This window comes from Leyella stercorea (assembly GCF_019052365.1).
In the GTDB taxonomy this organism is placed as follows: domain Bacteria; phylum Bacteroidota; class Bacteroidia; order Bacteroidales; family Bacteroidaceae; genus Prevotella.
Genome location: NZ_JAHQUY010000086.1, coordinates 1 through 10,279 on the forward strand (window position 1 = coordinate 1; position 10,279 = coordinate 10,279).

The following is a 10,279-nucleotide window of genomic DNA, read 5'->3' on the forward strand; positions in this document are numbered from 1 at the left end:
GTTGAGAGTTGAGAGTTATGATATGCTTTGTTGTTTGAGTTTTTGCTCGCATTTATAACTTCTAAGAGTAATCATAACTCTCAACTCTAAATTCTCAATTCTCAACTGAACGAATTGAAAATTCGTTCTACCTTCCCAAATACTTGTCTGCAAGGTATTCGCTCAGCGCATCCTTATACATATCTCCGATTGGCAGATTCGTGTCAGTATCCATCACGATGCGGTTCTTTGTCACCTCCTGCACATGATTCATGTTCACGATATACGAGCGATGAATACGCAGGAAGTTGGACGGCAGACGCTCCTCCATGCGTTTCATAGCAAGAAGCATGATGATAGGGCGCGACTGTCCGTCTACATGCACCTTCAGATACTCCGACATGCCCTCGATGTAGCGTATGTCGGCTATCTTTACGCGCACCACCTTATGCTCCGTCTTCAGGAAGATGTTCTCGTCTGTCTGCTCAGGCTCAGGATCAGCGGTGAGAGGCAGCGGCGCATTGTTGTGCTCATAGCGTTCCTTTACGCGCAGAGCGGCACGACGGAAGTCGTCCAGGCTGAACGGTTTGAGCAGATAGTCTACGGCGTCAACCTTGAATCCGTCGATAGCATATTCCGAATAGGCTGTGGTAAAGACCACGAGCGGCGGCGCCACGAGCGAGCGCACAAAGTCCATGCCGTTAAGGTCGGGCATGTTGATGTCGATGAAGATGACGTCAACGCGTTCGCTGTTGATGATGTCGCGCGCTTCGAGAGCACTTTGACACTCGCCCACGAGCGTAAGGAACGGAACCTTCGACACATAGACTGCAAGTTGCTGGAGAGCCAACGGCTCGTCGTCGATGATAAGAGTCTTTATCATAGTGTTTGGATTTATATGTTGGGGCGGTTGTTATATATGTTGGGGCTGTTCTTAATCTTGTTCGTTATTTCTGTTGCGCTTTATGGTTACGATACATCCGCTGTCTCGGCTTCTGCGTCGGGCAGGCGCGTCTGCATCGGTATGTCGAGCTTCACTTCGTACGTCTTTTCGCCGTCGTTGATGTCGAGCGTGTAGTCGTCGTCGTAGAGCAGTTCGAGACGTTGGCGCACGTTCTGCAGCCCCATGCCGCCTTTCTCGTTCGTGCGTTGCACCTGCGTGGGTTTGCTGTTGCAGCAGCTGAAGAGAAGTCGCTTGTCCTCCACGCGAAGTTTGATGTCGATGAACGACTCCTCGCGGTAGCTTATGCCGTGCTTGAACGCGTTCTCCACAAAGATGATCAGCATCAGCGGAGGCAGCTTCAGCTCGGGCAACTGCGGCGGAACATCCACGTTGATGTGCACCTTTCTGGTATACCTAAGGCGCATGAGCTGAACGTAGAGGTTGAGAAACTCCACCTCGCGCGTCAGCGGAATGAGCTTCTTGCTGCCTTCGTACAGAATGTGGCGCATCATCTTCGACAATTCGACGATGGTAGTCTTGGCACGTTCGGGGTCGATGTCTACGAGAGCATGAATGTTGTTGAGCGTATTCATGAAGAAGTGCGGATTAACCTGATACTTCAGATACTCCATTTGCTGTTCGAGATTACGCTGGTCGATAATCTTCTGTCGCTCTCGGTCGCGCTGCGACATGAAGTAGAGCTTCACGCCGAGGTTCATGCCCATAAGCAGCAGTCCGCCGAAGAAAGCCACCAGTTCGCCCGGTCCAAGCATAGGCAGCGGATCGATTGGCTGATAGTCAAGCGGCTTGCGGCGCATCGGGTTCTGCGGACTGCAGTAGCGTCCGTCGCCAAGCCGCACAGCCGCCACGCGCTCGTAAGCCAGCGAGTCGGCTTTCCACTCCGCCTCCATGCGTGTCTCGTCGATGTGTCTGTGCTTCGGTCGCCCCATGTAGTTGATGAACGTGCCGGCGAGCAGTATGGCTACCGACAGACATAGGTAGGTTCCGGTCTTGCGCTTCTTCAGAAGGATGGGCAGCAGCAGGAAGTTGTGAATGGCGAACATCACAAGCCATATACTTGTGAACGCCCATGCGTGGAATATCTCGCCCCACGAGAAGGTGATGCGGGGGTTGCCTGCCATTCGCGTGTAGATGTTTACCACGGGCGAAGCGTAGAGCATAGCCCAGATGGCAGTGTAGATTGTGTGTTCTTTACGAAAATTCATAGGCTTTTGTTTTTATAACTCTCTTTTCTTTATGTCTCCAATTGGTTCTTCTTAGTCTTCCATCTGCGGGTAGCGTGCCTTTAGGGCAACCAGTTTCTGATGCGTCTTCTCAATGAAGGCGCGGTGTTCTGCCGAGTCGGGGTTGAACGGGCGGTGGTTGAGCGCAGCTTTTATGGGCAGCCACTCGCTCATGAACGCCTTGGTCTTAGAGCTGAAGAACGTGTCGGCGAAGCGTTCCCAGATATAGTCGACAGCCTGCTGCGACGGGTGCAGCATGTCGGGTGCGTAGAAGCGATAGTCGCGAAGCTCGTCGCACACAATCTCGTACGCCGGGAAGTAGACGCAGGCGTCTGTCTGCCGAGCAACTTCGTCTGCAGCCAGCAGTAGCGTAGCTTTCGACACGGCGCTGCCGTGAAAGCCGTACTTGGCGTAGCGTATGGGGCTGACGGTGAGTATGACGCGCATGTCCGGTCGGCGGTTGCGCAGTCGGGCGATGGCTTCTCGGAGATAGGCGGCGCACTCGTCTACGCTGAGGCTGCGCTCGGTGAAGAGTCGCTGCGGTCGCTTCTGGCAGTTGTCCACAATCTCGCCCGTCTCGTTGAGTATGTACACGCGGTTGGTGCCGAGCGTGAACACCGCCGTGCGCGCCACCTCAGCAGTTTCGGCTGCGAGGTAGCGCTCTACGGTGTGCAGAATGCTCGCCGGGTTGTACATCACGCCGAAGGGATTGACCGTAGCGCGAAACTTGTCGTCGACGAACCTGCTACCGATGTTGTCGGCGAAGCAGGAGCCTACGAAGAGCATGCGCTCGCATGGGTCGATAGCGAACGGCGACTTGTCTATGATGACTGGCGTGCGAAATACCATTACTCTTTTTTTCTTTTAACTTCAAACAGCACTCCGCCGATGATGGCGAGAGCCAGCAGCAGATAGGCTGCGTAAGCCGCGGTCTCGGTGTTCTTCACAGACGCCGGCTTGAACGTGAGCACCACGTTGTGCTTGCCCGGCTTCACGTTGATGGCGCGCAGCACGTAGTTTACGCGACCCACCTCTACGTCCTTGCCGTCGACCGTAGCGGTCCAGCCCGGATAGTAAATCTCCGAGAACACGATCACGCCGCCCTTCGGCGACTGCACGGTGTAGCGCAGCTCGTTAGGCTCGTACTTGTCGAGACGCACGAACGCTGTGCCCTCCTGCTTTACGGCGTCGCCCAGCGCTGTCTTGAACTTGCTGTCGGCTACAGCCTCGTGATGCAGGTCGAGACGCTTGATGGCGTCGAGCTCCTGGTTGGCGTTGTCGACATACTGGAGGCGGTCGACGAACCACGCGTTGCCGTAAGCGTACGGGTTCTGCAGCGGAACGGTCTGTCCGCCCTGCAGCGGCATGATGATATACTTCGTGTTGAGCATATTGAGCACCGGATAAACCGAGTCGCCCGGCACGCTTGTCATATCGCCATGAGCCTTGGCGATGGCAGACATTGCCTGCTGCATCTCGGGCGCGATGTATTCGTCGATAAGCTCCTGGTAGCGGCGCAGCTTGGCTGCGTGGTAGCCGCCGATAGACTTATGGTAGTAAGACGTCTCGTTCTCGTTGAACGTGTTCGACGCGAGGTTGAGCACACGATAGTCGGGCGCTGTGTCCTGCAGAATCTGTCGGTCGGTGGCAGTCTCCTGCTGCGGAGTCTCGCGCACGCTGCGCTCCACGAACATTCCGTCGTTGAGGTAGCGCTTGTTCACCTGCCACATATCCACGAGGCAGAGCGCGAAGAGGAGCGCCACGGCGTACTTCGGCTGCAGTTTCTTCAGCAGAGCGAGCACGAGGACAACTGTTCCGGCGAGTATCACGAAGAACGAACGCCAGCAGTCGGCTGTGAATATAGAGATGCGAATCTCGCGCAGGTTGCTGATGAGCGGCGTGAGATACTCGCTCGGTATAGAGGCGAGCGCGCGCAGCTCGGCGTTAGACACGAAGTCGGGGAAGAACACCGAAGGCATGATGGCGAACGCCACGCACATGCCCGCCGTAAGCAAGAAGCTGAGCGCGAGCCACGAGCGATTCTTCACCTCGCGGCACACCAGTCGGTGCGAAGCCGTGCCGACGAGCAGTGGGGTAGTGCCCTTGAGGAAGTTCTCGGTCTCCAACACCTTCTTCAGAGCCAGCATAGCAAGCAGCGGAATGGTGAACTCGGCTATGACGAGTATCGACGCCACGGTGCGGAACTTGGCGTACATCGGCACATAGTCGAGAAAGAGGTCGGTGAACCACATGAAGTTTCTGCCCCACGCGAGCAGCACGGAGAGCACCGTCGCAGCGAGCAGCGCCCACTTCATCGGGCCTTTCACGATGAACAGACCCAGCACGAAGAGCATCATCACGAACGCTCCGACGTACACCGGACCGCTTGTGCCCGGCTGGTCGCCCCAGTACTGACCCATCTGCTGGTATATCTGGTAGAACTCGGGGTTGGCTTTCTCCATAGCCTTCTCGTTCTGCGCCAGCGGCACCGAAGCGCCGCCCTTGGTGTTAGGCACGAGCAGCGTCCACGTCTCGTCTACGCCGTAGCTCCACTGCGTGATATAGTCGCGGTCGAGGCCGCTCGAAGTCTGGTTGGCAGAGTTCTTCTTCACCAGCTCGCTCTTGCCGCGCATCGACTCCTGCGTGTACTGCCACGTGTGGTAGAGGTTGGAGAGGTTGATCACCACGCCCAGCACCGCAGCCACCGCGCACACCGCCGTAGCCTTGGCGAAACGCGCCATCTGCTTCTGGCGCAGAGCCTCTACGAGATAGGCTATGACCATGAACAGCACGATGAACAGATAGTAGTAAGTCATCTGCACGTGGTTAGCCTGAATCTCGAGCGCCGTGAACAGACCCGTGAGCACGAAGCCCCAAACATACTTGCCGCGGTAGGCGAGCACGATGCCCGCAATCATCGGCGGCAGATAAGCCAGCGCAATCACCTTCCAGATGTGTCCGGCGGCGATGATGATGAAGAAGTAGCTGCTGAAAGCCCATAGCAGGGAGCCCAGCACAGCCAGCTCGCGGCGGAAGTCGAACGCGCGCAGCAGGATGTAGAAGCCCAAGAGATAGGCGAACACGTACCACACGTTCTCGGGCAGCCACAGATGGTAGAACTTGCCCACGCCGTTAAGCACCTCCTGCGAGTCGTACGACGGCGCCATCTGATACGTAGGCATACCGCTGAACAAGGCGTTAGTCCAGCGGGTGCGCTCGCCCGTGCGCTGATAATACTCGGTAAGCTCCTCGCCCGCGCCGCGTCCTGCCGACGAGTCGTGACGATAGAGAATGCGCCCCTCGGTGTCTGCCGGGAAGAAGTAGGCAAACGCGATGACCGCAAACAACAACACTACCAGCAAGTCTGGTAGAAAGCGTTTCAAAGTCTTCATTGATATTCTTGTTTTTTTTGATTATACAATGTAAACGTTCACGTTGCGATATACATTAATATATATACAACTCTGCAAAGTTACAGAAATAATTCAAAATACGCCGTAATCGAACCCTTTTTTCTTGCGCTTTGCGTCGGGCAGCGTCCGCCGTCCGATCAGATCCCGTCCGCCGCCCGATCGGATTCCGTCCGCCGCCCAATCGGATTCCGTCCGCCGTCCGATCAGATTCCGTCCGCTGCCCGATGAGAATATCTCAAGGAGTATGGGCAAAAACGTAGCGGAGGTCTCCGGCCTCCGCAGCACCAAGTCGAACACTAATAGTGTAAAAACTGTCACTAAAACAGCTCCGAGTGTCATTCTGTCAGACACGGCACAGCGCCGTTTGTCAGCAAAAAACCTGCGCAACCCCATTTGGCACGCCATTTGTATATCAGTAAGCGAAAACATCAACCAATTAAAGTAAAAAATAAAAAAACGAAATATTATGGGAAAGATTATTGGAATCGACTTAGGTACTACAAACTCTTGTGTTGCCGTATTTGAAGGCAACGAACCGGTAGTAATCGCCAACAGCGAAGGCAAGCGCACAACTCCTTCAGTCATTGGCTTCGTAAAGGACGGTGAGCGTAAGGTAGGCGACCCTGCAAAGCGTCAGGCCATCACCAACCCGAAGAACACCGTATATTCAATCAAGCGCTTCATGGGCGAGACCTATGAGCAGTGCGCAAAGGAGGTGACACGCGTACCGTTCACCGTTGTAAACGAAGGCGGCTATCCGCGCGTTGACATCGACGGACGCAAGTACACTCCGCAGGAAATCTCGGCAATGGTGCTTCAGAAGATGAAGAAGACCGCTGAGGACTATCTCGGTCAGGAGGTAACAGACGCCGTAATCACCGTTCCGGCATACTTCTCCGACTCACAGCGTCAGGCTACAAAGGAGGCTGGTCAGATTGCAGGTCTCAACGTTCGCCGTATCGTGAACGAGCCGACAGCAGCTGCACTCGCTTACGGCGTAGACAAGGCTAACAAGGACATGAAGATCGCCGTATTCGACCTCGGTGGCGGTACATTCGATATCTCTATCCTCGAGTTCGGTGGCGGCGTGTTCGAAGTGCTCTCTACAAACGGTGATACACACCTCGGCGGCGACGACTTCGACCAGGTAATCATCGACTGGCTCGTGCAGGGCTTCAAGGCAGACGAAGGCATCGACCTCTCTAAGGACCCGATGGCTATGCAGCGCCTCAAGGAGGCTGCAGAGAAGGCAAAGATAGAGCTCTCAAGCACCACATCTACCGAAATCAACCTGCCGTATATCTCAGCAGAAGGCGGTGTGCCAAAGCACTTGGTTAAGACGCTGACACGCTCACAGTTCGAGCAGCTCGCACACAACCTTATCCAGGCTTGCCTCGTACCTTGCCAGAACGCAATGCGCGACGCAAAGCTCCAGACATCAGACATCGACGAGGTGATCCTCGTAGGCGGTTCAAGCCGTATACCAGCCGTTCAGACACTCGTTAAGAACTACTTCGGCAAGGAGCCTTCAAAGGGCGTTAACCCCGACGAGGTGGTAGCCGTAGGCGCATCTATCCAGGGCGCTATCCTCAACAAGGAGAGCGGCGTAGGCGACATCGTTCTGCTCGACGTTACTCCGCTTACACTCGGTATCGAGACAATGGGCGGCGTAATGACAAAGCTTATCGACGCTAACACCACAATCCCGGCTAAGAAGAGCGAGACGTTCTCTACAGCCGTCGACAACCAGACAGCCGTAACCATCCACGTGCTTCAGGGTGAGCGCCCGATGGCTGCACAGAACAAGTCAATCGGCCAGTTCAACCTCGAAGGCATCGCACCGGCACGCCGCGGCGTTCCGCAGATTGAGGTGACATTCGACATTGACGCCAACGGTATCCTCAACGTATCTGCAAAGGACAAGGCAACAGGCAAGGAGCAGGCTATCCGCATCGAGGCTTCTTCAGGTCTGAGCAAGGAGGAAATCGAGCGCATGAAGGCTGAGGCAGAGCAGAACGCAGCTTCTGACAAGGCAGAGCGCGAGAAGATCGACAAGCTCAACCAGGCTGACTCGATGATCTTCACCACCGAGAACTTCCTCAAGGACAACGGCGACAAGATTCCTGCAGACCAGAAGCCGGGCATCGAGCAGGCTCTGCAGCAGCTCAAGGATGCTCACAAGGCTGCCGACGTGGCTGCCATCGACACCGCCATCGCCAACCTCAACAACGTCATGCAGGCAGCTTCTGCACAGATGTATCAGGGTGGCGCACAGCCGGGCGCAGGTGCTCAGGCAGGTGCTCAACCGGGCGCAGACAACGGCGCAAAGGCTGATGATAACATCCAGGACGCAGACTTCGAGGAGGTTAAGTAAGTATAGATAACTACCGAAAGGTATAGATAGATAAATCCGCATAGCTCAATGAGTTATGCGGATTTTCTTTTTAGTTAAACTTTGTATTTCTTTCGTTATATTCGGATATTAGCTGTATTTTTGTGCCATATCTGTACCAACACTTATTGGTAGATAATGTGACACTTAATAATATTAGTAATAATAAAACAGAACTGTATGGGTGCAGCAAAGTTTGAGATAACAAGAAAATGCAAGATTTGCGGTGAGCCATTCGTCGCAAAGACCATCACGTCTTGGTATTGCTCATCAAGATGTTCTAAAGTTGCATTTAAACGCAGAAAAGATGAAGAGAAAAGAAATGAGCGTTTGGATGCCATAGCCAAAGCTATCCCAAAAGACCAGGAATACATAACTGTACCTGAAGCATATTCCATGTTTGGCATCAGCAAGGAAACGCTTTATCGTTTAATACGCAAGGGTGTTATTCCAAGTGTGAATGTCGGGCAACGTCAAACACGGGTAAGTAAAGAAACGCTTATGGAAATGTACCCTCTAAGGAAGAGCTTGCTTAAGAAGCAGCCCAAGCCCATTCCCAAGCTGTATAGTTTGGAACCAAAGGATTGCTACACGATACAGCAAGCGTGTGAGAAATATCATATGAATGATAGTACACTCTATCTTCAAATCAGAAAGTTTTCAATTCCGACTCGGCAAATCGGCAATTTCGTATATGTACCCAAAAAAGAAATAGACAATCTCTATAAATAAGCATCCCTATGAAGAAATCTCTATCCCACACCCGTGTTTCCGTGAAACTTCGCAAGGCAGAGTTTCGCAAGGAATGGTATCTTTACATAGAGTCATATCCAGTTATCTGCAAAAACGGTGGCAAGCCACAGCGAGTGCGCGAGTATGTCAACCGTACTATAACCACTCCGATATGGGACAAAAGCAGAACTGCAAGAACAGCTTCTGACGGAAGTGTAACATATAAGCCGAAACGTGATGTCAATGGTGTCATCCTCTGCAAGTCGGAGCTTGACCAAGAATCATGCATCTATGCAGATAAGGTCAGGGCTATTAGACAAAAGGAATATGATACCATAGGACTTTACTCTGAATCAGAAGCCTCTTTATTGGAACAGAAAGAAAAATCGCAATGTGATTTCATTACCTATTTCAAGAGTATAATAGATATTCGGCACAGGAATAGTTCTGACTCTATTATCGTAAATTGGAATCGTGTATATGCACTGATGCTCATCTTTACCGACAATCAGCCTATGATCTTTGCCAACATAGACACAAAGCTGGTTGAGGATTTTAGGTTGTTCCTGTTGGATGCTCCACAAGGGGGCAACAAGAAAGGTACAATCTCACAAAATACGGCTTCCACTTATTTCGCAATATTCAAGGCTGGATTAAAGCAAGCGTTTGTTGATGGATATTTTGTATCTGATATTGCAGCTAAGATAAAAGGTATAAAAGAGAAAGAGGCAAGAAGGGAGCATCTTACCTTAGAGGAACTTAACCGATTGGTTTGTACACCATGCGATAATGCCACTATCAAACGTGCAGCCCTATTCTCTGCTTTGACAGGTCTTCGACATTGCGACATTATGAAAATGACATGGAAGGAGTTGACAAAGGAAGGTATTCACTATCGCATCAACTTCGACCAAAAGAAGACAAAGGGCGTTGAGTACATGCCTATTTCTGAGCAAGCGTATGATCTATGTGGAGAACCCGGGCATCCTGACCAATTAGTATTTGAAGGTCTGCCTGCCCCATCCTGGATTTCCAAACCTTTGTCAAGATGGATTGAAGCATCTGGAATCACTAAGCATATCACTTTCCATTGCTTGAGTCACAATAAAATCTTTTATTGATTGAATATCAGCGAGTTAAACACTTTAAATAATGTAACTGCTAACGATTTAGAAACGAGCAATCTTCTTTATCTTTTACAACTTTGCGATATACAAAGAACGCTTCAATTACAAGTGCAAAGATAAATCAAAAATATGAAAAGCAATGTATTTTGCTTTGTTTTTATAGATTATTAAATTTTGAAAAGAACATAATTGTTCTTCACAAAAGCAAAGTTGCCATCTTATGAAGTGCTTACAAGTTTCATATTCGGCATTATAAACATGGAAAGTGTTAAAAAGCATTTTGCTTCCTTACAATGCGACTTTAAAAATTCATGTTTATGATTTTTTTTTGTAAATTTGTAACCAAATTCAAAATATCTTTTAGTCTGAGTCGAATATGGAACGTATTTTTCTAAAATATACCCGTTGGCGGAATTAATTTAAGTTGATAAATATGAGTAAAAAGTTGC

The 10,279-nt window shown here is 51.5% G+C and carries 7 protein-coding genes; 3 read left to right on the forward strand and 4 right to left on the reverse strand.

Translation table 11 applies throughout. The features are described from left to right. Nucleotides 1-127: 127 nt before the first annotated feature. From KTQ90_RS11685 to KTQ90_RS11700, 4 genes are all read right to left on the reverse strand, one after another. Complete coding sequence (locus KTQ90_RS11685; protein ID WP_217318591.1) at nucleotides 128-862, reverse strand: LytR/AlgR family response regulator transcription factor; 735 nt, start codon at nucleotides 860-862, stop codon at nucleotides 128-130. A gap of 86 nt (nucleotides 863-948) precedes the next feature. Beyond that, a complete protein-coding gene (locus tag KTQ90_RS11690) occupies nucleotides 949-2,148 on the reverse strand; it encodes a sensor histidine kinase (protein ID WP_217318592.1) in 1,200 nt (399 codons plus the stop codon). Nucleotides 2,149-2,199: 51 nt separating this feature from the next. Continuing rightward, a complete protein-coding gene (locus tag KTQ90_RS11695; RefSeq protein ID WP_217318593.1) occupies nucleotides 2,200-3,015 on the reverse strand; it encodes a GSCFA domain-containing protein in 816 nt (271 codons plus the stop codon). After that, on the reverse strand, nucleotides 3,015-5,558 hold the full coding sequence (locus KTQ90_RS11700) for a YfhO family protein (RefSeq protein ID WP_217318594.1): 2,544 nt from the start codon (nucleotides 5,556-5,558) through the stop codon (nucleotides 3,015-3,017). The genes KTQ90_RS11695 and KTQ90_RS11700 overlap by 1 nt, the downstream gene beginning before the upstream one ends. Nucleotides 5,559-6,045: 487 nt before the next feature. Here KTQ90_RS11700 and dnaK point away from each other — a divergent pair, with 487 nt between their 5' ends. The 3 genes from dnaK (at nucleotide 6,046) to KTQ90_RS11715 (ending at nucleotide 9,824) form a co-directional block, all read left to right on the forward strand. Beyond that, nucleotides 6,046-7,953 (forward strand): molecular chaperone DnaK, encoded by a 1,908-nt coding sequence (gene dnaK / locus KTQ90_RS11705; protein ID WP_217318595.1) that lies wholly within the window; start codon nucleotides 6,046-6,048, stop codon nucleotides 7,951-7,953. A 198-nt stretch (nucleotides 7,954-8,151) separates the two neighbouring features. After that, a complete protein-coding gene (locus tag KTQ90_RS11710; protein WP_134771258.1) occupies nucleotides 8,152-8,703 on the forward strand; it encodes a helix-turn-helix domain-containing protein in 552 nt (183 codons plus the stop codon). An 8-nt stretch (nucleotides 8,704-8,711) separates the two neighbouring features. Beyond that, nucleotides 8,712-9,824, forward strand: coding sequence for a site-specific integrase (locus KTQ90_RS11715; protein ID WP_254359625.1), 1,113 nt, complete (start codon nucleotides 8,712-8,714; stop codon nucleotides 9,822-9,824). Nucleotides 9,825-10,279 lie beyond the last annotated feature (455 nt).

Excerpts from the sequence above, each read along its gene's own strand:
- KTQ90_RS11690 (WP_217318592.1), bottom strand. The coding sequence starts at position 2,148 with ATGAATTTTCGTAAAGAACACACAATCTACACTGCCATCTGGGCTATG.
- KTQ90_RS11715 (WP_254359625.1), top strand. The coding sequence starts at position 8,712 with ATGAAGAAATCTCTATCCCACACCCGTGTTTCCGTGAAACTTCGCAAG.
- dnaK (WP_217318595.1), top strand. The coding sequence starts at position 6,046 with ATGGGAAAGATTATTGGAATCGACTTAGGTACTACAAACTCTTGTGTT.
- KTQ90_RS11695 (WP_217318593.1), bottom strand. The coding sequence starts at position 3,015 with ATGGTATTTCGCACGCCAGTCATCATAGACAAGTCGCCGTTCGCTATC.
- KTQ90_RS11700 (WP_217318594.1), bottom strand. The coding sequence starts at position 5,558 with ATGAAGACTTTGAAACGCTTTCTACCAGACTTGCTGGTAGTGTTGTTG.
- KTQ90_RS11685 (WP_217318591.1), bottom strand. The coding sequence starts at position 862 with ATGATAAAGACTCTTATCATCGACGACGAGCCGTTGGCTCTCCAGCAA.
- KTQ90_RS11710 (WP_134771258.1), top strand. The coding sequence starts at position 8,152 with ATGGGTGCAGCAAAGTTTGAGATAACAAGAAAATGCAAGATTTGCGGT.